Origin of the sequence: Pseudomonas sp. NPDC087342 (assembly GCF_044744265.1) — a bacterium.
GTDB lineage: Bacteria > Pseudomonadota > Gammaproteobacteria > Pseudomonadales > Pseudomonadaceae > Aquipseudomonas > Aquipseudomonas nunensis.
Map to the genome: position 1 here is coordinate 1 of NZ_JBIUXZ010000019.1, position 22616 is coordinate 22616.

Here is a 22616-nt window from a genome sequence, read left to right on the forward strand (position 1 = left end):
ACGAAAGCTGCTGCTGGCCGTGCGCTGGACGCTGTAATCGAATCCGTCACTGGCGCTCTCAAGGCTGGCGACTCTGTTGTTCTGGTTGGTTTCGGTACGTTCTCCGTGACTGATCGTCCAGCTCGCATCGGTCGTAACCCACAGACTGGTAAGACACTGGAAATCGCAGCTGCTAAAAAACCAGGTTTCAAAGCCGGTAAAGCACTGAAAGAAGCTGTCAACTAAGTTTGATTCAGGTTTTTGCCTATCCGGGTCGGGGTCATGCCTGACCTGGCAGCGGAGCGGTAGTCCAGCCAACAAGTCGTTGATCTGAGACACCGAGGGTCGCAAGTTCGAACCCTCGGTCCGCTCCGCCAGTTACGAGAAGGCGCATCCCCGGATGCGCCTTTCTTCTATCCGGATTCTACCCACGCTCCACGGTTGCCTAATTTTGAAGTTCAACCGTTTCTGGGGGACGCATGCTGCAGAATATCAGGGACAATTCACAAGGCTGGATTGCCAAGACCATTATCGGAGTCATCGTTGCACTGATGGCTTTGACCGGTTTCGACGCCATTTTCAAGGCCACGACGCACAGCAATGATGCGGCCAAGGTCAACGGCGAAGAAATCAGCCAGAACGAGCTGAGCCAGGCCGTCGATATGCAACGCCGTCAGCTGATGCAACAGCTGGGCAAGGATTTCGATGCCTCTTTGCTTGACGAAAAAATGCTGCGCGAATCGGCCCTCAAAGGCCTGATCGATCGCAAACTGCTGCTGCAAGGCGCAGAAAAATCGAAATTCGCTTTCTCCGAAGCCGCTTTGGACCAGGTGATCCTGCAGACGCCTGAATTCCAGGTTGACGGCAAGTTCAGCCCTGAGCGTTTCGACCAGGTGATCCGTCAGCTGGGCTACAGCCGTATGCAATTCCGCCAGATGCTGGCTCAGGAAATGCTGATCGGTCAGCTACGTGCTGGCCTGGCCGGCAGCGGTTTTGTCACCGATGCACAGGTTCTGGCCTTCGCCCGTCTGGAAAAACAGACCCGCGATTTCGCCACCCTGAACATCAAGGCTGACCCGGCGGCAGTGAAACTGACCGACGATGAGGTCAAGGCTTACTACGACGAGCACGCCAAGGAATTCATGACGCCGGATCAGGTGGTCATTGATTACCTGGAATTGAAGAAGTCTTCCTTCTTTGATCAGGTCACCGTCAAGGACGAAGACCTGCAAGAGGCTTATCAGAAAGAAACCGCCAACCTGGCTGAACAACGCCGGGCTGCGCATATTCTGATTGAAGTGAACGACAAGGTGACCGAGGCGCAAGCCAAGGCCAAGATCGAAGAAGTGCAGGCGCGCCTGGCCAAAGGCGAGAAGTTCGAGGCGTTGGCCAAGGAATTCTCCCAGGATCCGGGTTCGGCGAACAATGGCGGTGACCTCGGTTACGCCGGTCCTGGTGTCTACGATCCAGCGTTTGAAAAAGCCCTGTATTCGTTGACCAAGGATCAAGTGTCGGAGCCAATCCGCACTGACTTCGGTTTCCACCTGATCAAGCTGTTGGGTGTTGAAGCGCCGGAAGTTCCGACGTTTGCCAGCCTCAAGGCCAAGCTGACCCGTGAGGCGAAAACCCAGCAGGTCGAGCAGCGTTTCGTCGAGGCGACCAAGCAACTGGAAGACTCGTCGTTCGAAGCGTCCGATCTGGCTCAGCCAGCACAAGACTTGAAGCTGACCGTCCACACTTCCGCGCCGTTCGGCCGTGAGGGTGGCGAAGGTGTTGCGGCCAACCGTGCCGTAGTCACTGCCGCGTTCAGTCCTGAAGTGCTGGATGAAGGTGCCAACAGCACCGCGATCGAGCTCGATCCGGAAACCGTGATCGTGTTGCGCGCCAAGGAGCACTTGAAGCCTTCGCAGCTGCCGCTCGAAAGCGTTGCCGCCAGCATCCGTACGCAATTGTCCAAGGAGCACGCCAGTGCTGCCGCCAAGACCAAGGCTGATGAGTTGATCGCTAGCCTGCGCGATGGCAAGACACCGCTGGACAAGGCGATTGACGGCCAGAACTGGAAAGTTGCTGCCGCCGCCACTCGCTCGCAGGAAGGGGTTGACCCAACCGTGCTGCAAGCGTTGTTCCGCATGCCTAAGCCTGCCGCCAAGGACAAGCCGACATTCAGCAGCGTGACCCTGGCCGATGGTAGCCTGGTGATCGTGCGCCTGAACGGCGTGAACGAAGCTGCGGCACCGACCGATGAAGAGAAGGCTCAATACCGTCGCTTCCTCGCGTCGCGCATTGGCCAGCAAGACTTTGCGGCCTACCGCAAGCAGCTGGAAGGCGAGGCTGAGATCAAGCGTTATTAATCGCTGATTGAGTTTCGCGCTACACAAGAACCCCGGTCGAAAGGCCGGGGTTTTTTGTGGGTGGAGCAAAATACTGCCCCGATTCATCCGGAATTCACGAAGATGTGCGACTTTTCCCACATATAACGGTCAACACACCTGTAACCGTTTTAAGACACTAATCGATGCGCACCTAAGCATCGATCTGTTGCACAATACGCCCCGGACCGTTTTCTCTCAGGATGTTCAATGTTTAGATCAATTCCCATGCGTGTTGTAGGGCTGGCACTGGTGCTGGCTGTCGCTGCCGGTTGTTCGTCGAAAAAAGCCGCCATCTATGAGCATGAGAACTTCGACGATTCCGGGACGTTTTCGCGCAGCTACCCGGTAACCGATGCCCAGACCTGCGAAGCCGCTCGTCGTGCGTTGCTCAGCCAAGGCTACATCATCACCAGCAGCGATCCGAAACTGGTCAGCGGGCACAAGAGCTTCCAGCAAACCGGCGAGACCCACATGGAGATCAGCTTCAGTGTGGTCTGTGCCGATGATGGTTCCGAAGGGCACCACGCGACCATGTTTGCCAACGCCTTGCAGGATCGCTACGCGCTGAAGAAGACCAACAACTCCGCAAGCCTGGGGGTCGGCGTGTTGGGTTCGGTCTCGATGCCGATCGGCTCGTCCGATGACTCGATGGTCAAGGTTGCCAGCGAAACCGTGTCCTCGGCCAAGTTCTACGAGCGTTTCTTTACCCTGGTGGAATTGTTCCTGCCGGCGGAAGCGAAGAAAGCGGCGCACATTGTCGAGAAGCCGAAAACCGACCTTGGCGTGCCTGAAGCCAAAGCAGCCCCGGCGGCACTCGCGCCAACCCCGGCACCTGCTGCAGAACCTGTAGCGGCTCCGGCTCCAGCTCCGGCACCTGCTGAAACAGCTCCGGCACCGGCTGAAGCGGCTCCAGTCAGTTCGGAGCCAGTCGCTCCGCCACCGGAAGCTGCACCGATCGCTCCTGCTCAAACGTCCGAACCGGCTCCAGCCACCGAGACCATCACGCCGCCGTCGCATCCGGATAACATGCCACCGCCAAGCGAACCGATCCCGGCCCAGTAAACGATCCTGGCGTTACGGGCGCGTGTCAGACGGCACGCCGCCCGTAACGAGCATCAAGCCTGATCCACGTCAAACCAGGTCGTTTTCCTACGGCCTGTATCGAAAAAATCCTGTGATAAATTCCTGACCACCTGCTACGTTTTATTGAGTAGCGGCAGAGTGTCGTGTGAACGTCATTTTTCTTTCACGCGGGCACTTTATGCTCAAGGCGCTGGTCATTTGATCAGGCCATTTTTAATGAGTGAAAGGGGGAACATCACAATGGACGATTATCAAGAAGAGTTGCTCGAGTATTCGGCGTTTGAACTGGATCCGCTGGAACCGGCCGAAGATGCTACCGAGCTTTAAGGCTTCACGCGGATTGGCGATGACTGCGGCGGTATTCGCCGGGTGTCTGGCCGTTCCAGCGCTTGAAGGCGCGTTGAAAGGCTTCGGCTGAGGCAAAGCCCAGCAGATAGGCGATTTCCCCGAACGCCAGTTCGGTATCGCGAATGTAGGTCATGGCCAGGTCGCGGCGAGTGTCGTTGAGAATTGCACGAAATTGCGTGCCTTCCTCGGCGAGTTTGCGACGCAGGGTCCAGGTGGGCAGCTTCAGGCGTGCCGCCACTTCTTCCAGGTCGGGTTCCCGGCCGCCATTGAGCAACGGCCCCAGCAACTGAGTGACCCGTTCACGCAGGCTGCGGGTGCGTGTCAGCTGTTCCAGTTCCCGTTCACACAATTGCAGCAGGTGCTTCCAGGTGCTCGGGCAGTGCTGCGGATTGCGCTGGGCGAGGCTGGCCAGGCTCAGGCGCAGTTGGTTGTGTTCGGCGCCAAACTGGATTGGGCAATCAAACCCGTTGTAGGCGTCTCGGTATTGCGGTTCGTCGAATTCGATCTCGATGCGTTCGGCGCGCAGCGGGGCGGGGCTCAGACTGGATAATTGCTGCAACCAGCCAGCAATGATCGAGTCCACCACAAAGCGGTTGTATGCGTTGTAAGGGCTGATGGAATAGAACCGCAGCCACGCGCCCTTGGCGTCTTCGTGAAAACTCGACTGGCCGCGATAGTTGGAACCGTACAAGGCTTCGAAGCGGATCAGACAGCGCGCCGCTTCCCGTACCGTCGGCGCCTGGGCGGCGGTGACGCCGGCCAGACCGGCCTGACTCAAGCGACTGAGCTGGCCCATGCGCAAGCCCAGCGCCGGGTCGCCGGTCAGCTGGATTGCGCCGTGGCCCAGGCGCATGTAGCGCGGGATCGACAGTCGTGCGCAGGCTTCACCGAGACGGGCGGCGTCGAGGCCGTACTGGTCGAGCAAGGGTTGAGGATCGGCGCCATGGCTGCGCACGGCATCGGCCAGGCTGTGAACGAAGCCCACCGACAAATCCCCGAGGCGCATCGGCTGCGGCTTCATGGTTTACAACCAGAGGTTCAGCAAGCGTGCGCCACGGGTATCGCCGTCGGCGGAGTGCTGGCCGTTGCTGCTGAGAAAACTCTGCCCGGCGCTGCCCTTGTCCCAGAACTGCCCACGCAGGAACACGCTCATGCCGGCAATTGCCTGGCTGCTGGGTGGCTGGGCGATCAGCGTCAGGCGATGCCAGGCCTGGCCTTCGCTGAGTTCACCGGCCTTGAGGCTGACGGAACCGGGTGTCGACGCGCCTTTATAACCGCGCCACGGTTTGTCCCACGTGCCATGCCCGACCACGAATGCAGGGACTGCCACCAGTTGCGCGCCCTGTTCGTCGAGTTTGCGGTAGTTGTCCGGGTACCAGCTGTCGCTGCCGATCAGAATCCCCAGGCGCCCGGCCGGGGTGTCGATCACGTTGACCGTGTGCTCGGTGTTGGCGGCGAGAGTGTCCTGTTCATCGAAGATCGGGTGCATCTGCCGTTGCGGCTGGCCGATCGGCAAACCGTCGCGACCGAACACCACGCTGCTGTTATACAACGCACCGCGACCGATTTTCAGGTTGCCATCGATGACGCTGGGCTCAGGCAACACAATGGAACCGGCCACCAGAGTGACGTGGAACTCTTTCGCCAACCCACCGAACAGCGCCTGGTAATCCTTGGCCATGCTCTTGGCCTTCATGCGCAGGTGGGCGTCATCGAGACGATTGGTGCCCTTGGCGCTGACCAGGGCGCGAACGAACTGCAACGGATTGCTCGCCGCCAGCCAGTTCATCGCTTCCTTGAGCGTGCTGGCCTGGTACAGCTCATCTTTCTCGCCGCTGACCATCAGCCAGGTGCCGACATGTTCAGGCAGCACGACGATGGTTTTTTCGTTCAGCAGGCCCTGGTCTTGCGCCTTTTGCAGATAGGCCGCGAGCTTGCGGTGCAGGCGCTCGGGGCTTTGGTAGTCGGTGGGGAACAGCTCGGGCTGGATGCCCAGCAGGTTGCCGCGATCGGCCGGGGTGCCTTGATCGACCGCCAGATTGATCCGCAGGTCCGACAGGTAATGACCCACCGGACGGTCCGCGGCCCACATCGCGTAGGTCGTAAGAGCGGCGACGAGCGCCATGGAAAAGGTCAGGTACAGAAGTTTGCGCATGGGAAAGCAGTCAACAGCCGTGTGCAGGATTCGTCGACTAGGGTAGGGCGCCCGTTGGCGCTTGCCAAGGGGCGCTGCGCATTTGGATCAATAAGTTGTCAGTTTGGGTCATTGAGTGACAGCGGTGCGACTCTTAGTCTGTGGCACATGACTGACGGGGGCCAAAGAGCTCCTGCACTTTTTCCGTGATCGCTCGATGTGGAGTTACCGATGGCCGCCGCTCATTACCCGCACCTGTTGGCCCCGCTGGACCTGGGTTTTACCACGCTGCGCAACCGTACCCTGATGGGCTCGATGCACACCGGTCTGGAAGAGAAGCCCGGTGGTTTCGAGCGCATGGCGGCGTACTTTGCCGAACGTGCCCGGGGCGGCGTTGGCCTGATGGTCACCGGCGGCATTGGCCCGAACGATGAGGGCGGGGTGTATTCCGGCGCGGCCAAGCTGACCACCGAGGAAGAAGCGCTCAAGCACCAGATCGTCACCCGCGCGGTGCACGAGGCGGGCGGCAAGATCTGCATGCAGATTCTCCACGCCGGTCGTTATGCCTACAGCCCGAAACAGGTGGCACCGAGCGCGATCCAGGCGCCGATCAACCCGTTCAAGCCTAAAGAACTGGACGAGGAAGGCATCGAGAAGCAGATCAGCGATTTCGTCACCTGCTCGGTACTCGCGCAAACCGCCGAGTATGATGGCGTCGAGATCATGGGTTCCGAAGGTTATTTCATTAACCAGTTCCTCGCGGCCCACACCAACCACCGCACCGACCGTTGGGGTGGCAGCTACGAAAACCGCATGCGCCTGCCGGTGGAAATCGTCCGTCGCGTCCGCGAAGCAGTCGGTCCAAACTTCATCATTATTTTCCGTCTGTCGATGCTCGATCTGGTCGAAGGCGGCAGCAGTTGGGAAGAAATCGTCACCCTGGCCAAAGCCATCGAGCAGGCCGGCGCGACCATCATCAACACCGGCATCGGCTGGCACGAAGCGCGGATTCCGACCATCGCCACCAAAGTGCCGCGTGCGGCGTTCAGTAAAGTGACGGCCAAACTGCGCGGTTCGGTGAGCATTCCACTGATCACCACCAACCGTATCAACACCCCGGAAATCGCCGAGCAGATCCTGGCTGAAGGCGATGCCGACATGGTGTCGATGGCGCGGCCGTTCCTCGCCGATTCGGATTTCGTCAACAAGGCCGCTGCGGGCCGTGCCGATGAAATCAACACCTGCATCGGCTGCAACCAGGCCTGCCTCGACCACACTTTCGGCGGCAAGCTGACCAGTTGCCTGGTCAACCCGCGTGCCTGCCATGAAACCGAGCTCAACTATCTGCCGGTGCAGCAGATCAAGAAAATTGCCGTGGTCGGCGCCGGGCCTGCGGGCCTGTCGGCTGCGACCGTGGCTGCCGAGCGTGGGCATTCGGTGACGTTGTTCGATTCGGCCAGCGAAATCGGCGGCCAGTTCAACATCGCCAAGCGCGTGCCGGGCAAGGAAGAATTCTTCGAAACCCTGCGCTACTTCAACCGCAAGCTGCAGACCACCAACGTCGAGGTCTGCCTGAACACCCGCGTCGATGTGGCGCAATTGGTGGCCGGAGGTTACGACGAGATCATCCTCGCCACCGGCATCGCGCCGCGCACCCCGGCGATTCCGGGTGTCGAGAACGCCAAGGTGTTGAGCTACCTGGACGTGATCCTGGAGCGCAAACCCGTCGGTAAACGTGTAGCGGTGATCGGCGCTGGCGGTATCGGGTTCGACGTCTCGGAGTTCCTGGTTCACGAAGGCGTGGCCACCAGTCTTGATCGCGCGGCGTTCTGGAAAGAGTGGGGCATCGATACGCACCTGGAGGCACGCGGCGGCGTGGCCGGGATCAAGGCGCAGGTCCATGCACCGGCTCGCGAAGTGTTCCTGCTGCAACGCAAGACCTCCAAGGTTGGCGACGGCTTGGGCAAGACCACCGGGTGGATTCACCGCACCGGTCTGAAGAATAAAAAAGTGCAGATGCTCAACAGCGTTGAATACCTGAAGATCGACGACGAAGGCCTGCACATCCGCATCGGCGAAACCGGCGAGCCGCAAGTACTGGCAGTGGACAACATCGTGATCTGCGCCGGGCAGGACCCGCTGCGTGAGCTGCAGGACGGTCTGGTGGCGGCCGGGCAGAACGTGCATTTGATCGGCGGCGCGGACGTGGCGGCAGAGCTGGATGCGAAGCGCGCGATTAACCAAGGTTCGCGGTTGGCGGCTGAGTTGTAATAGGCAGGTCAATTCTGCCAATGGCTTTCGCGAGCAAGCTTTGCTCCTACACGGTTGAGGTCATCCTCCTGTAGGAGCAAGGCTTGCCCGCGAAGGCGTCCTGTCTGCTGCTAAGATGCCGGCTCCATCCCCAGAGCCGGCCTCAATGCTTCTCCCTCCGAACGACTGGCTCCCCCAAGCCCCGCTGCAATCCCTGCACCTGGACTGGCTCACCTCCGCCGGCCTCCAGCTCGCGATCCTGCGCCTGGACCTGATCGACCCACTGATCAGCGGTAACAAGTGGTTCAAACTCATCGAACACCTCAACGCTGCCGATCAGGCTGGTGCCGACGGCATCATCAGTCTCGGCGGTGCTCATTCCAATCATCTGCACGCCTTGGCTGCGGCGGGTAAGCGGCTGGGCTTCAAGACTGTCGGCCTGCTACGCGGCCATCCACAAGACACGCCGACGGTGAAGGATCTGCAGGACTTCGGCATGCAGTTGCATTGGCTGGGTTACGCCGGTTATCGCGCGCGACATGAACCGGATTTCTGGCAACCCTGGCAGGCGCTATACCCGACGCTGCAAGCGGTGCCGGAAGGCGGCGGTGGTTTGCGTGGCGCTCAGGGCTGCATGCAACTGAAGGATCTGGTCCGTGCGCAATTGCAGGGGTTGGGCTGGAATGACTATGACGGTTGGTGGCTGGCCTGCGGAACCGGCACCACTCTCGCTGGACTGGTGTTGGCCGAGGCGGGCGCGCATCCGGTATACGGCGCGTTGGCCGTGCCGGACGATCATGGCGTGGCGCAGCAGGTTGAAGCGATTGTGCGCGAGGGCAGTTTGGTGGATCCGGCGTATGAACTGTTCGACGCCAGTCGTGGCGGGTTTGCCAAGGTTGATCCGCTGTTGCTTGAGTTCATCGAACAGACCGAACAGGCCAGCGGTATTCCGCTTGAACCGTTGTACACCGGCAAGGCGTTGCTGGCGCTCAAGCAGCAAGTCGAAGCGGGGAGATTCCCCAAGGGTACACGGCTGATCTTCATCCATACCGGCGGCTTGCAGGGCCGCCGCGGCTTCAACTGACACCAGAGATTCCCTGTGGGAGCGAGCTTGCTCGCGATAGCGGTGTACCAGTCAACATAAGTATCGACTGACACATTGCTATCGCGAGCAAGCTCGCTCCCACAGGGTTTTCATTGGTCTCAGGTATTGCGCGACACCCGCTTCGGCATCATCCGCAACAGCGTGTTATCCCCCACCACATAATGGTGATAAAGCCCGGCCACCGCGTGCAGACCAATCAGCCAATAGCCGATGGTGCCGCCGAGTTCATGCCAGCCCTGTATCCGCTTGGCCAGCACCTTGTCTTCAGAGACCAGCAACGGCAGGTCAAACCCGTAGAACATCACTTGATGCCCCTTGGCGCTGGTCACCAGCCAGCCAAGCATCGGCATGGCGATCATGAACAGGTACAACGCCCAGTGCATCAACTTGGCCAATGTGGTCTGCCAATGCGGCGAAGCGGGAAAGATCTGCGGCGCCGGGCCCAGGCTGCGGGCGAACAGGCGCAGCCAGACCAGCACAAATACCGTCAGGCCCAGCATGAAGTGCGATTCGGTGATCAGCGTGCGACCACCACTGCCTTTGGGAAAGATCCCGCGAAATTCGATGCAGGCGTAAACCAGGATCAGCAGCACCAGCATCAGCCAGTGCAAGGCGATCGACACCGTGCTGTAACGTGAGTCGGAATTCTTCCAGGGCATACGGGGCTCTCCACAGGTCAATGCTCGAAGTGCCGTTCTTGTGCGGCGCTGTGCTTTAACTGTAAGCCTGTTTTGCCGGATTTGCCTTCCTGGCGCTCTGGATCAGGTGAAAGAAACCCTGTAGGAGCGTGGCTTGCCCGCGAAGGCGTCCTTCCAGCCGACATCCATGTTGACTGTCCGGACGCCTTCGCGGGCAAGCCTCGCTCCTACAGGGGCTTGGTGAATCAGTGGGACTGCGGCATCTCGCCGTTGGCCAGGCGCTTGTTGATATCAGCGATGACCTCGGGCAAATCGGTGATCGTGTCGATCATGTAGTGCGGCCGCGAACCCTCGAACATCCCGTGAATGCGCTTGCGTTCGCTGGCCAGTTCCTCGCTGCCGAGGGCCTGATAACCCGCGTAATCCAGGCCCAGCGCATTGCCGGAGCAGATCAGCGCCACGGTCCACATGCCCGCGCGGCGGCCTTCAAGAATGCCCGGCACGGTGTCGTCGATCTTCACGCACGCCGCGACATCGTCGATGCCCAGGGCAATCACGTTGGCCAGGGCCTGAGCCGGCCATGGACGGCCATTCGGCACTTCGTCGGTGGCGACCACGTGGTCGGCGATGTAGCCGTTGGTGGCGGCCAGTTCCACGACCTTGTCCATCACCTGTTTCGGGTAACCGGAGCAGGAACCGATCTTGATCCCTTGCTGGCGCAGGTTGGCGATGGTTTCCAGCGCGCCGGGGATCAGCGCAGAGTGCTTGGCGATTTTTTCGATTTGCAGCGGCATGAAGCGTTTGTAGATGGCGGTGACGTCATCGTCGGTCGGTGTGCGGCCGAAAGCCTTGCGATATCGCTCGGCAACCTGCGGCTGATCGCACAGGGTGCGGATGTGGTCCCACTTGCCCATGCCCATCGGCCCGCGGGCTTCTTCGATGGAGACCTGGACGTCGAATTCGGCAAAGGCCTCGACAAAAATCTGAGTGGGGGCGAACGAGCCGAAATCGACCACTGTGCCGGCCCAGTCGAGGATGGCGGCCTGGAGTTTGGTTGGGTTTGCGTAGTTCATGTCTTTGATCCTGTAGGAGCGAGGCTTGCCCGCGAAGAACGATAACCAGGTGTTACTGATGGACCGCGTCGCCTGTGTTCGCGGGCAAGCCTCGCTCCTACAGGGACGGAGTCATTCTTTAATTCAGATGTCGAGTACTTCCATTTCGCGCAGCACTTCAGCAATCGCCGCCACCGCCGCGTGCATCTCGGCCTGGTTGACGTGGCCGATGCAGCCGACGCGGAAGGTTTCGACCTGGGTCAATTTGCCGGGGTAGAGGATGAAACCCTTGGCCTTGACCCGTTCGTAGAATTCCTTGAACTGGTAGCGCGGGTCGTTCGGTGCGTGGAAGGTGACGATGATCGGCGCCTGGATCGCGGCGGGCAGGAAGCTGCGCAAACCCAGTTCGGCCATGTCCTCCAGCAGCACCCGGCAGTTGTCGGCGTAGCGCTGATGCCGCGCCGGCAAGCCACCTTCTTCGTTGTATTGCAGCAGGGCTTCGTGCAGCGCCGCGACCACATGGGTCGGCGGAGTGAAGCGCCATTGGCCGGTCTTGGCCATGTAGGTGTGCTGGTCGAATAAGTCCATCGCCAGGGAGTGCGAGTTGCCGGCGGCATTTGCCAGCGACTCTTTGCGAGCGAAGACAAAACCCATCCCCGGCACGCCTTCCAGGCATTTGCCCGAAGCGGCGATCAGCGCATCGAACGGCACCTGTTGCGCGTCGATCGGCAGGGCGCCGAAGGAGCTCATGGCATCGATGATCAGGCGTTTGCCGTGTTGCGCAATGACCTGGGCAATTTCCGGCAGCGGGTTGAGGATGCCGGTGCTGGTTTCGCAGTGAATCAGCGCGATGTGGGTGATGCCCGGGTCAGCCCGCAGAAGGCGATCCACATCGGCAGCGGTGGTCGGTTCGTCTTCGGCGGTTTCGAAGGTGCTGAATGGGCGGCCGAGCACTTCGCAGATCTTCGCCAGACGTTTGCCGTAAGCGCCATTGATCAGCACCAGAACTTTGCCGTCGCGAGGCACCAGCGTGCCGATGGCGGCTTCGACGGCGAAAGTGCCGCTGCCTTGCAGGGGCACGCAGTGGTGGCTGTCGGCGCCGTTGATGATCGCAAGCAGTTGTTCGCAGAGGCTGGCGGTCAGTTGGTTGAAGCGGTCATCCCATGAACCCCAGTCGACCATCATCGCCTGGCGGGTGCGGGCCGAAGTCGTCAACGGGCCGGGGGTGAGCAGGATGGGTTCGGCAGTACTCATTCACGTGTCCTCGCAATCGATGGGATGAAGCTACGGGGCTTAAATTGCAATTTGCCGTCGCATCAATCAAATTGTTTGTTGTTATGCCAGCCATCAGTGAGGGTTATTCATGAACCTGTTCCAGCTCCGTGCGTTCGACGCGGTGGCCCGCGAGGGCGGCTTCACTCGGGCCGCCGCGCGGTTGTTCATCAGCCAACCGGCGGTCACCGGGCACATAAAGGCGCTGGAGGAGCACTACCAGATCACCCTGTTGCGCCGCACCGCGCGCCGGGTGGAACTGACGGAAGAGGGCACCAAACTGGCCGCGATCACTCGGGCGATGTTCGGTCTGGCAGAAGAGGCGCAGGTGATGCTGGAGGCCAATCGGCAATTGCTGACCGGGCGCCTGGAAGTGGCGGCGGACGGGCCGCACATGGTCATGCCGATGCTCGCCAGTTTGCGCGCGCGTTATCCGGGGATCACCGTGAACCTGCGTTTGGGCAACGCCCAGGAAACATTGGCAGCGTTGCTGTCCGAGCACGCCGACGTCGCGGTATTGACCGAGGTCGAGCCACGCAAAGGCCTGCATCTGCAAGCGCTGAGCGAATCAAGGATTTGCGCACTGGTGCCGGCCGGGCACCCGTGGGCGCAGCGGTCGAAGGATGTGCGGATCAAGGAACTGGATCAGGTGATCATGGTGTTGCGTGAGCCGAGTTCGATTACCCGGCGCACGTTTGATGAGGCGTGCAACCAGGCGAAAGTCAGTCCACGGGTGTTGCTGGAACTGGACAGTCGTGAGGCGGTGACTGAGGCCGTTGCCGCTGAACTGGGAGTTGGCGTGGTGTCGTCGGTGGAAGTCAGCCATGACCCGAGGGTCATGGCGGTGCCGATTATTGGCGATGGGTTGGTGAATCGGCACATGATTGGGTGCATGGAACGGCGGCGGGAATTGCGCTTGATACAGGCGTTTTTTGATTTGGCGCCAGGCAGGTAGACCGAGGCGCGGCCTTCGCGGGCAAGCCACGCTCCCACAGGGATTTATGCCAGACACGCATTTGGCGTACGACACAAAACCTGTAGGAGCGTGGCTTGCCCGCGAAGAGGCCAGACCTGCCTACACCAGACTCTCGCGCACCATCTCCAGAAACGTCGCGACCACTCGCCGCGAACTCTGCTCGCGCAAGCACACCAGCGTCTCCGTCAGGCGCCGCTTGCAGTCGGTAATCGGCAGCGCACACACACGCGAATCCGCACCAAACTCCGCCGCCGAAACCACCCCGACACCAATCCCCACCACCACGGCTTCACGCGCCGCTTCCCGACCTTCCACCTGAATCGCCGGGCGAATCCGAAACCCGGCGCCGGCCATTTCTTCTTCCAGGGTCTGACGCGTCACCGAACCAATCTCCCGCAACACCAACGGCGTGTCGTCCAGGTCCGCCAGGCAGATGGATTCGCGATCCGCCCACGGATGATTCCGCGAAACGAACGCCACCATCGGGTCATTGCGCAACGGCAATGAGATCAGGCGCTCGTCGCTGACCTCCCGCCCCAGCAGCGCCAGATCAGCCTGATAGTTGAACAGCCGAAACAGCGATTCATCGGTGTTGCCGGTTTCGATCTTCACGCTGATCCCGGGGTAGCGCTCACAAAACCGCGCGATCTGCGGGAGCACGTGCACCGGCGCATCCACGGCGAGGATCAGGCTGCCGGTTTGCAGTGCCCGGGAGTCCTGCAACAGCTCCTGGGCTTCGGCTTCGATGACGAACAAACGCTGGGTGATGCTCAACAAGCGCTCGCCCAAATCAGTCAGGCGCACCGAGCGTTTATTGCGGTGAAACAGCAACACACCGAAGCGTTCTTCGAGTTTGCGCACCTGGTCGGAAATCGCCGGTTGCGTGAGGAATAACCGCTCGGCGGCTTTGGTAAAGCTTCCGTGAACGGCCACGGCGTGGAAGGCTTTGAGCTGGGCGTGGGACACCGACATCGAAACCTCCAGTAACAAGCTGAACTTATATTGGAAATACGATAAATCGATTTCACTTATTAATCAGTAATTGTTTTTATCGGCCTCAGCCCCGGTGACTGGTCAGTCGAACGGCATCGGGTGCCATGAGCCTGCGCGTGCAACAGCAGGACTCATCTGACCGGTATCGCCTCAGGGAAGCAGCGGTATCGCAGTGCTCAACAATAAAAAAACAGGCGTTATTTCTCAATTTCTGCCGGCACACTCACACCCTGAGGTCAGAACCACCATGAACAAGCACATCGGCACCATCAAGCGTTGGCGCGTGCAGATCTTCGCCATCACCTGGCTCGCTTACGCCGCTTTCTACTTCACCCGCAAAGCGTTTTCCGTGGCCAAACTGGGGATCGCTGAAGACCCCACCTTCATGCTCGACAAAATGGCCATGGCCAACCTCGACGCGATCTACCTGGCGGCCTACGCCATCGGCCAATTCACCTGGGGCATCCTCGCCGACCGCTTTGGCCCAAGGGTCGTAGTGCTTGGTGGATTGCTGATTTCTGCGGCGGCGGCGCTGGTGATGGGCAGTTTCGCCACGTTGCCGATCTTTGCCACTTGCATGCTTATTCAAGGTTTGGCGCAGTCCACCGGGTGGTCGGGGCTGTGCAAGAACCTCGGCAGTTTCTTTCCCGCCGTACAGCGCGGGCGGGTGCTGGGATTGTGGAGTTCCTGCTATGCGTTTGGCGGGCTGGTCGCGTCGCCGTTCGCCGGTTGGTGGGCGTACACGCTGATCGGCACCTGGCATGCAGCATTCATTTCCAGTGCGGCGGTGGTTGGGCTGGTCGCCGTGCTGTTTTTTATTTTCCAGCGCAACAAACCGGAAGACGTCGGCTTGCCCGCGGTGGAACCTGAGCCGGAGTTGAGCGCCGAAGAGACCTACGCGCAAAGCAAGATCAGCGTGTTGGAACCGTTAAGGGAAATCCTGCGCAACCGCACCGTGCTGGTTCTCGGGCTCTCGTACTTCCTGTTAAAACCGGCGCGCTACGCGATTCTGTTGTGGGGCCCGGTGATCGTCTTTGAACAAATGCCCTCCGTGGGCAAGGTTGGCGCGGCGATTATTCCGACCTCGTTTGAACTGGCCGGGTTGCTCGGGCCGATCCTGCTTGGCCTGGCCTCGGACAAACTGTTCGGCGCTCGGCGCATGCCGGCCTGCGTGATCAGCCTGTTGGCGCTGACGGTTTCGCTGGCGCTGTTCATGGGCGCCTTGCACAGCGGCAGCGTGATGCTGGTGGTGGCGTTGTTGTTCGTGATGGGCCTGACCCTGTACGGTCCGGACTCAATGATCAGCGGTGCGGCGGCGATTGATTTCGGCACCGCCAAGGCCGGCGCCACGGCGGCGGGTTTTGTGAACGGTTGCGGTTCGGTCGGGGCAATTCTCGGCGGCTTGCTGCCGGGTTACTTCGACTCGGTCACCGTGTTCATCATCTTCGCCGGCTGCGCGATGTTCTCGGCCTTCGTGCTGATCCCGCACTGGAACAGCCGCCCGGCTGGCCTGAGTCTCGATTGCGCCTTCGTGCCCAACCAACCGATGACCATCAAACCCCTGCGTACCTGAGGAAACCCCCATGAGACCTTTCTGGCTGGACCAAGCGCTGGCGGCCGAGTCCTGCGCGCCGTGCGAGCCACTGGCGGGCGACACCCGCGCCGATGTTTGCATCGTCGGCGGCGGCTACACCGGACTGTGGACCGCGATCATGCTCAAGGAGCAAAACCCCGAGCTCGATGTGTTGCTGATCGAAGCCGACATCTGCGGTGCCGGCGCCAGTGGCCGCAATGGTGGCTGCGCGCTGTCGTGGTCGGCCAAGTACTTCACGCTGGAGCGCTTGTTCGGCGTCGAAGAAGCGGTGCGGCTGGTCAAGGAATCGGAGCGCAGCATTTATGCAATCGGCACCTTCTGCGAACAGTACGGGGTGGATGCCGATAACCGCCTCGACGGCACGCTCTACACCGCCACCAACCGCGCGCAATGCGGCTCGACCGACGCGGTGATCGCGGCGCTGGAGCGCAACGGCATCAACTCGTTCACGCAACGACCAGTGGCGGATGTGCAGCGCATGGCCGGTTCCAGCAAACACCTGGAAGGCTGGTTCTCCCCGGCGGCGGCCAGTGTGCAACCGGGCAAACTGGTGCGTGGCTTGCGCCGGGTGGCGTTGCAACTCGGCGTGCGGATTCATGAGAACACCGCGATGACTGGATTGGAGGAAGGCAAGCCAGCGGGGATTCAAACCCCGAACGGCACGGTCCGCGCGGATCGGGTGGTATTGGCGATGAACGCCTGGATGGCCCGGGCGTTCCCGCAATTCGAACGCAGCGTGGCGATTGTTTCCAGCGACATGCTGATCACCGAGCCGCGCCCGGAATTGCTGAATGAAATCGGTTTGACCAGCGGCGTCACGGTGCTCGATTCGCGGATTTTCGTGCACTACTACCACAACACCCCGGACGGCCGGATCATGCTCGGCAAGGGCGGCAACACCTTCGCCTACGGTGGGCGGATGCTGCCGGTGTTCGATCAGCCGTCACCGTATGCCGGGTTGTTGCGCAGCAGTCTGGCGGACTTCTTTCCGGCGTTTGCCGAGGTCAAGGTCGAGGCCACCTGGAACGGTCCTTCGGATCGCTCGGTCACCGGGTTGCCGTTCTTCGGCCAGATGAGCACCAGCGGTAATGTGTTTTATGGTTTCGGTTACTCCGGCAGCGGGGTCGGGCCGTGTCATATGGGCGGGCAGATTCTCGCCTCGATGGTGCAAGGCCTCGACAACCCCTGGACCCGTTCGCCGCTGGTCAACGGGCCGTTGGGTTACTTCCCGCCGGAGCCGATTCGGTATTTGGGCTCGTTGATGGTGCGCAACGCGATTCGCCGCAAGGAACGCGCCGAGGATCACGGGCGTCGGCCACGGCATCTGGACGTGCGGCTGGCGAAATTCGCGGCGGCGGCAGGGAAGGCTGATAAAGGTTGAGTCGACACAAAATCTGTGGCGAGGGAGCTTGCTTGTGGCGAGGGGGCTTGCCCCCGTTCGGCGGCGAAGCCGTCGTAAAACCTGCCGACGCGGTGTGCCTGACAAAATGCCGGGGGCCGCTTCGCGACCCAACGGGGGCAAGCCCCCTCGCCACAGTTGTCTGTCGTTTACCCCATCGGGTCAGGGCGTATCAGGGCGATTGACCAGCCAATCGAACAACAGCCGCGTATCGCCGCGCGGTGGCGGGGTCTGTGGAGGTTGTGGATTCTGGGCATTTGAAACAGCACAAATAACCGGACGATCCGGGTCACTGTCGAGAAAACTGATGAACACCTCACTTCCGGCCGTGGGCAACCCGGACGCGGCTACGGCCACGGGCAGCCAGATACCGTCAGCGTCGTGCGCATCTGGGCCCGGCCACAGGCTGACCTGGATCCGGCCCAGTTTATCGAGCATCGCCGCCTGCCCCGGCTCGCCCAGCACCCGTGCGAGTTGATAGCCGGGGATGCTCGGCCTGGGTTGCTTGAGCGCGGGTCGGAATACGGTTGACCAGGGAATCGCGCTGAACCGGTTGCCATAGCTGGACGATTCAAACGGTTCGTCCGCGAGGATCGAGGGTTGCTGTCCCTGATGCTGTATTTCGGTAAGCAACCATTGATCGTTGAAACTCGACACCGGGTGTTGCTCCACCTGCACGATCCGTCCGCTGAGCAAACCGGGCTGGTCGCTTTGGCCATGGACCTGCCGATGCTGGCAACGCAGCCGCTCCAGGGATCGATGACTGCGTTGATCGCGGTGCAATGGCCCGGTCGCGAGTCGGGTGTTGCTTGCCGGTTTGTCGGTCAGCGGATGATTCGCTGCGCCAAAACTGGCAGCGGCTGAGCTTCTGTCCTGGGCCTGAGTTTGCGGGAGGATCAGCGGCGAATCATGGCGCTGGAACAGTTCGTGGATCGCCGCAAACGCCGGTTCATCGAGGGGGTTGTCATGGAAGGGCGTCAGCACCGGCTCCTGCGGGAAGCTCAAACTGTCATCGGCCAGCACCAGCACATGCCCGTCGCGACGATGTTCGAAGTGATAGTGGATGCCTTCTTCTTCGCAGAGCCGATTCAGCAGGGCCAAGTCGCTTTCTTCGTACTGAATGCAAAAGGGCCGGACCGGATAGTGCCCGGTGTCCAATTCAAAACGGTAGCTGTGTTCGGGCAGGGCATGTTCCTCGAATAATTGCCGCAGGATGGCCGGCACGCTGAGGCGATGAAACACCCGGCGGGCAGATTGTTGTTCGAGGTTTTGCAGGTGCGGCACCAGTTCCAGTCGATAGCCGATCCGGTGCAGACCGCGATGCTCGCGACTGGCGCTGTGGAGAATGCCGTGAAAGCCCTGGTCGTCGCCCAGGCTCAGAAAGGCGGGTTGTTGCAGCAGCCGCTCGAGGTTCATGGCCGGGGCCAGGCCGATGACTTTGATCTCGAATCGATAGGGCTGGTTGAGGCCCTCACGGCCACTGAACTGCAGCACCTGCAAACTCAAATCAGCTTCGACCAGGGTCAGGGTGAAGGGACTTTCCTTGTCGTTGTGCATCGAGTGCGCTTCTGCCGTTAAATGCGAGGCGCAGAGGGTACGAAACCACGGCCCTGAATAGTCAGCGCAAACTCACTTTTCAGAATCGCCCTACAAGCCCTGTTGAAGAAGTCGACGTCACGTCGGTAAACAGGATGGATTTTTTGGTCGATTGCCAACTTTAGGCCGTATAAACTTGGCGCCATGCGTCGGCCAATAGATGTCTCGGCGCCACAGATCAAGAGAGTGAGTAATGGGCGCACAGTGGAAGGTTAAACACAAAGAAGCGGCATCCAACGCCAAGGGCAAGATCTTCGGCAAACTGGTGAAAGAAATCACCATTGCTGCCCGTAACGGCGCCGATACCGCCACTAACGCACACCTGCGTCTGGTGGTCGAGCAAGCCAAGAAAGCCTCGATGCCCAAGGAAACCCTGGATCGCGCGATCAAGAAAGGCGCGGGCCTGCTGGGCGAAACCGTGCAATACCATCGCGTGACCTACGAAGGCTTCGCCCCGCACCAGGTGCCGTTGATCGTTGAATGCGTGACCGACAACATCAACCGCACCGTGGCGGAAATTCGCGTGGCCTTCCGCAAGGGCCAATTGGGCGCTTCCGGTTCGGTGGCCTGGGACTTCAACCACGTCGGCATGATCGAGGCGTCCGCGGACAGCCCTGACGCCGACCCGGAAATGGCCGCCATCGAAGCCGGCGCCCAGGATTTCGAGCCAGGGGAAGAAGAGGGCACGACCCTGTTCCTGACCGAGCCTACGGACCTCGACGCCGTGCAGAAAGCTTTGCCAGAGCAAGGTTTTACCGTGTTGTCGGCCAAATTGGGCTACCAGCCAAAGAACCCGGTCAGCGGGTTGAGCGATGAGCAAATGGCTGAAGTCGAAGCGTTCCTGGAAGGCCTCGATAACCATGATGACGTGCAGGACATGTTTGTCGGGTTGGCGGGTTAAGCCATTCTGTCATTGACGGCTCTGTTGCCTGACAGGCCGTCTTCGCGAGCAGGCTCGCTCCCACAGTAGATCAGTGTTGATTACAGAATATGTGTACAACACCGACCCCTGTGGGAGCGAGCCTGCTCGCGAATGACCGCGCAGCGGTCACCGATTATTCAGTTCCCGCACAATCTCGCTGAAACCGGGCCGCGCCAGCACATCAGCCTGACAGCAACGCTGCTCCAGATCCTCCAGCGCCACTCGATCCGCATCGCTCAACCCCGAATCAATCCGCTCCAGCAACTCCCCCAACAACACCCCGAACGCCCTGACTTCAATGCGTTGCAACGCACGGGTTTCAACTGTGTCCGTCGTGGCATGAAACGACGCGCCACCGAAGTCGCCCAGCAAACAATCCCCGTGCTCGTTCCACAAAATATTGTGGGCGTAGAGGTCGCCATGGGTGATGCCTTGCTGGTGCAGATGCTCGGCCGCTGACGCGATGCCACGGGCCATGCGCAGAGCCACGGCGGCAGTGAAACGGGTGTCCTCGGCGTAAACGTCACGGCTGCAGGAATCCAGGCTCGGCAGTCCGGCGAGGTTGCGATAGCTCGGGTCGATCAGTTGCATCACTAGCCCGGCCTGGGCTTGCGGATGATCGACGATGCGCCCTTCGACGCGGATCAGATTGGGGTGCAAGCCGGCAGTGATGCACGCGTTCATTTCATGCAGTGGCGAACCATCGCTGGTCATCTCGCCTTTATAAAGCTTCACCGCGACTTGGGTGGCCGGCTGCTGCGCACGATCCCAAATGGCGCGATGGATCACGCCGGAAGCGCCTTCGCCAAGTTTTTGTTCCAGATGCAGCGCTGACCACGGAATGCTCGGCGTGGCATCGAGGGCGGTAGCATCGGCTTCGGTTTCCAGCGGGTTACCCGCGTAGGCCAGCCAGGTCAGCGCCGGCAGGGTCAGCAGCCACTCGGGCAGTTCGGTAAAACGGTTGGCCGAGAGACGCAGCAGTTCCAGCCGATGCAGCTGCTTCAGGCTCTCGGGCAGGTGCTGCAACTGATTGCCGGACAGCATCAGTTTTTGCATCAGCGGGCGTTCACCCAGCTCGGTCGGCAGTTCGCTGATGCAGTTGTCGGTCAGGATCAGCCAGCGCAACAGCGGCGGCAGGGCGGCGCCTGGCACCCGTTCGATGCGGTTGGCGCGAAAGCCGATCATGCTCAGCGCCGCGCATTGGCCCAGGCAGGCCGGCAGCTCGGTGAACTGATTGTCCGAGCAGAACACAATGCGCAAACGGGTCAGGCGGTGCAGATCGTCCGGCAGGCTGCTCAGGGCGTTGCCGCTGAGGTTGAGAATCTCCAGCGAATCCGCCAGGTCGAAGATTTCACGGGGAAACTCCGTGAGGCCGCAGGCCAGGTCCAATCGAGTAATGCCTGCCAGCTCGCCGGCCCGCAGTTGTGCAAGGGTATTCATGAACGGGTTCGCTATTGATCGGGAAGAAGGACGCGGGGTCCTGGAATGGGCGGCATGATAGCGGGAAGTTGTGGTGTCGGTCAGGGCCTCTTCGCGAGCAGGCTCGCTCCCACATTGGATCGCGGTCCCCCTGTGGGAGCGAGCCTGCTCGCGAATAGGTCAGTCAAACCGATTCCCGGACTTCCACCAACTGCCCCAACCGACTCCGCGTCCGCGCCAGGTCAATGGCATCCCCGCCCAGGGTTTCGCGCAACGAAGATTGCCCCAGCAACACCAGATGCTTGTCCTGATCGTACAAAACGTCGATCAGGTTGATAAACCGCTGCTGCGCCGCAATCGAACAACCGGCCAGGCTCGGCAGTTCATCAATGATCCAGTGATCGAAGCTCCGGCACAGTTCCAGGTAATCCATCACCGCTGTGGGGTGATCGCACAAATCGCTGAAGGTAAAACCGACGGTGCGTCCTTCGCAGTAGCGCGCCGGCAGATGCCGGGTGCCGACGGGTAATGCGATGGGGGCAGCGCGATCAGGCAGGTTCAACGCCTGACGTTGAAGGCTGGTCGCCGGCCAGATGTATTGGCCTTGGGTAAACACCTGATGGGTATGGCTTCGCGCCTGGCTTCTATAGTCATGCGGGCCGCCGACTTCCATGACTTGCATGCGCGTATTGATCAAGTCGATCACCGGTTTGAAACGCGCGTGATAGAGCGGGTTGGGCAGCAAGCCTTCCGGCGGGTAATTGGAGGTGACCAGCAGCAGGATGCCCCGGCGGAACAGGGCTTTGAACAGACGGGTGATCAGCATCGCATCGCCGATGTCGTGGACGTGAAACTCGTCGAAACACAACACCCGGCAATCCTGCAGCAGCTCATCCAGCGTCGTCGCCAGCGCGTCAGGCTGTTCGCGATACTTGAACATGCCCTGATGCAATTGCGCGAAAAACTCATGAAAGTGCAGGCGCTGTTTTTGTGCGAGGGGGATGGCCTGGAAAAAGCCGTCCAGCAGCCAACTCTTGCCGCGCCCGACTGCCCCGTGCAGGTACAGACCGGGCAGGGTTTTCGTCGATGTTCCCAACAGCGTCGTCGCATGCTGGGCCATGCAGTCGATCACCCGCTGCTGGCTGTGGCTTAGGGTGTAGCCCTGAGCGAGCGCCTTGTGCTGGAAGTAGTCGTGGATGACGCGATGGCTGGTCGGTAGCGCAACAGCCTTGCCGAACAACCGGCGCAGTGCGGGCCAACGCGGTGTAAGTCGCGAACGGATTGGCGGTCGAATGGCCACGATATTGTTACCCCCGGGTTCTTCAGGCCGGCTCACCGAGCTGCGGCGGCGTAGTGTAACCAGATGGGGAATCGCCCTACCACTTGTGTTGGCATGCAGGTGGCGCAGTGAGACAGGATTCTGCGGCGTGTACAGCTTATTTGCCGGTGGTGTTTCGGCGTTTTTCCAACAAATCGATACAAAT

General features: G+C 60.6%; 18 protein-coding genes. 9 read left to right on the forward strand and 9 right to left on the reverse strand.

The genetic code is table 11. The features are described 5' to 3' along the window. The 3 genes from ACIOYV_RS25450 to ACIOYV_RS25460 all read left to right on the forward strand — a co-directional run. Positions 1-225: HU family DNA-binding protein (locus ACIOYV_RS25450; RefSeq protein ID WP_401328093.1), on the forward strand; the 225-nt coding region annotated here is incomplete at its 5' end. A gap of 233 nt (positions 226-458) precedes the next feature. Further along, entirely contained in the window at positions 459-2330 is a 1872-nt protein-coding gene (locus ACIOYV_RS25455) for a SurA N-terminal domain-containing protein (RefSeq protein ID WP_401328096.1), read from the forward strand. A gap of 228 nt (positions 2331-2558) precedes the next feature. Continuing rightward, the gene (locus ACIOYV_RS25460) at positions 2559-3413 is read left to right on the forward strand and encodes a DUF2242 domain-containing protein (protein ID WP_401328097.1); all 855 of its coding nucleotides are present in this window, start codon (positions 2559-2561) and stop codon (positions 3411-3413) included. Positions 3414-3765: 352 nt separating this feature from the next. Here ACIOYV_RS25460 and ACIOYV_RS25465 read toward each other — a convergent pair whose 3' ends face one another. After that, positions 3766-4803, reverse strand: a complete 1038-nt coding sequence (locus ACIOYV_RS25465; protein ID WP_401328100.1) for an AraC family transcriptional regulator — start codon at positions 4801-4803, stop codon at positions 3766-3768. Positions 4804-4806: 3 nt separating this feature from the next. Then, positions 4807-5937, reverse strand: a complete 1131-nt coding sequence (locus ACIOYV_RS25470) for a carbon-nitrogen hydrolase family protein (protein WP_265039568.1) — start codon at positions 5935-5937, stop codon at positions 4807-4809. 210 nt (positions 5938-6147) lie between these two features. Between ACIOYV_RS25470 and ACIOYV_RS25475 the strand changes: the two genes are divergently transcribed. Next, positions 6148-8187 (forward strand): FAD-dependent oxidoreductase, encoded by a 2040-nt coding sequence (locus tag ACIOYV_RS25475; protein WP_163913655.1) that lies wholly within the window; start codon positions 6148-6150, stop codon positions 8185-8187. A gap of 145 nt (positions 8188-8332) precedes the next feature. After that, on the forward strand, positions 8333-9250 hold the full coding sequence (locus tag ACIOYV_RS25480) for a 1-aminocyclopropane-1-carboxylate deaminase/D-cysteine desulfhydrase (RefSeq protein ID WP_401328103.1): 918 nt from the start codon (positions 8333-8335) through the stop codon (positions 9248-9250). A 119-nt stretch (positions 9251-9369) separates the two neighbouring features. Here ACIOYV_RS25480 and ACIOYV_RS25485 read toward each other — a convergent pair whose 3' ends face one another. The 3 genes from ACIOYV_RS25485 to ACIOYV_RS25495 all read right to left on the reverse strand — a co-directional run bounded on the left by ACIOYV_RS25485 (position 9370) and on the right by ACIOYV_RS25495 (position 12215). After that, positions 9370-9930: a cytochrome b gene (locus ACIOYV_RS25485; RefSeq protein WP_163913658.1), complete on the reverse strand. Its 561-nt coding sequence runs from the start codon at positions 9928-9930 to the stop codon at positions 9370-9372. 224 nt (positions 9931-10154) lie between these two features. Then, complete coding sequence (phnX, locus tag ACIOYV_RS25490) at positions 10155-10982, reverse strand: phosphonoacetaldehyde hydrolase (protein ID WP_401328106.1); 828 nt, start codon at positions 10980-10982, stop codon at positions 10155-10157. Between the two features lie 123 nt (positions 10983-11105). After that, a complete protein-coding gene (locus tag ACIOYV_RS25495) occupies positions 11106-12215 on the reverse strand; it encodes a 2-aminoethylphosphonate--pyruvate transaminase (protein WP_401328109.1) in 1110 nt (369 codons plus the stop codon). Between the two features lie 109 nt (positions 12216-12324). On the opposite strand from ACIOYV_RS25495, the gene ACIOYV_RS25500 reads away from it, so the two are divergent. Then, the gene (locus tag ACIOYV_RS25500; RefSeq protein WP_401328112.1) at positions 12325-13188 is read left to right on the forward strand and encodes a LysR substrate-binding domain-containing protein; all 864 of its coding nucleotides are present in this window, start codon (positions 12325-12327) and stop codon (positions 13186-13188) included. A 120-nt stretch (positions 13189-13308) separates the two neighbouring features. Here ACIOYV_RS25500 and ACIOYV_RS25505 read toward each other — a convergent pair whose 3' ends face one another. After that, positions 13309-14181: a LysR family transcriptional regulator gene (locus tag ACIOYV_RS25505; protein WP_401328115.1), complete on the reverse strand. Its 873-nt coding sequence runs from the start codon at positions 14179-14181 to the stop codon at positions 13309-13311. A gap of 268 nt (positions 14182-14449) precedes the next feature. Here ACIOYV_RS25505 and ACIOYV_RS25510 point away from each other — a divergent pair, with 268 nt between their 5' ends. Next, on the forward strand, positions 14450-15775 hold the full coding sequence (locus ACIOYV_RS25510; protein WP_401328118.1) for an MFS transporter: 1326 nt from the start codon (positions 14450-14452) through the stop codon (positions 15773-15775). 10 nt (positions 15776-15785) lie between these two features. After that, positions 15786-17177 carry an FAD-dependent oxidoreductase gene (locus ACIOYV_RS25515; RefSeq protein WP_401328120.1) on the forward strand — a complete coding sequence of 464 codons (1392 nt, stop codon included), beginning with the start codon at positions 15786-15788 and terminating at the stop codon, positions 17175-17177. A gap of 180 nt (positions 17178-17357) precedes the next feature. On the opposite strand, the gene ACIOYV_RS25520 is transcribed toward ACIOYV_RS25515, so the two are convergent. Then, positions 17358-18752 (reverse strand): type VI secretion system Vgr family protein, encoded by a 1395-nt coding sequence (locus tag ACIOYV_RS25520; protein WP_401328123.1) that lies wholly within the window; start codon positions 18750-18752, stop codon positions 17358-17360. A gap of 232 nt (positions 18753-18984) precedes the next feature. On the opposite strand from ACIOYV_RS25520, the gene ACIOYV_RS25525 reads away from it, so the two are divergent. Beyond that, positions 18985-19692 (forward strand): YebC/PmpR family DNA-binding transcriptional regulator, encoded by a 708-nt coding sequence (locus ACIOYV_RS25525; protein WP_054053813.1) that lies wholly within the window; start codon positions 18985-18987, stop codon positions 19690-19692. A gap of 147 nt (positions 19693-19839) precedes the next feature. Here the strand turns inward: ACIOYV_RS25525 and ACIOYV_RS25530 are convergent, their stop codons facing one another. Together ACIOYV_RS25530 and zapE are read right to left on the reverse strand one after the other, a co-directional pair. Continuing rightward, complete coding sequence (locus ACIOYV_RS25530) at positions 19840-21153, reverse strand: leucine-rich repeat-containing protein kinase family protein (RefSeq protein WP_401328126.1); 1314 nt, start codon at positions 21151-21153, stop codon at positions 19840-19842. A 163-nt stretch (positions 21154-21316) separates the two neighbouring features. After that, complete coding sequence (gene zapE / locus ACIOYV_RS25535; RefSeq protein WP_401328129.1) at positions 21317-22432, reverse strand: cell division protein ZapE; 1116 nt, start codon at positions 22430-22432, stop codon at positions 21317-21319. Between the last annotated feature and the right edge of the window lie 184 nt (positions 22433-22616).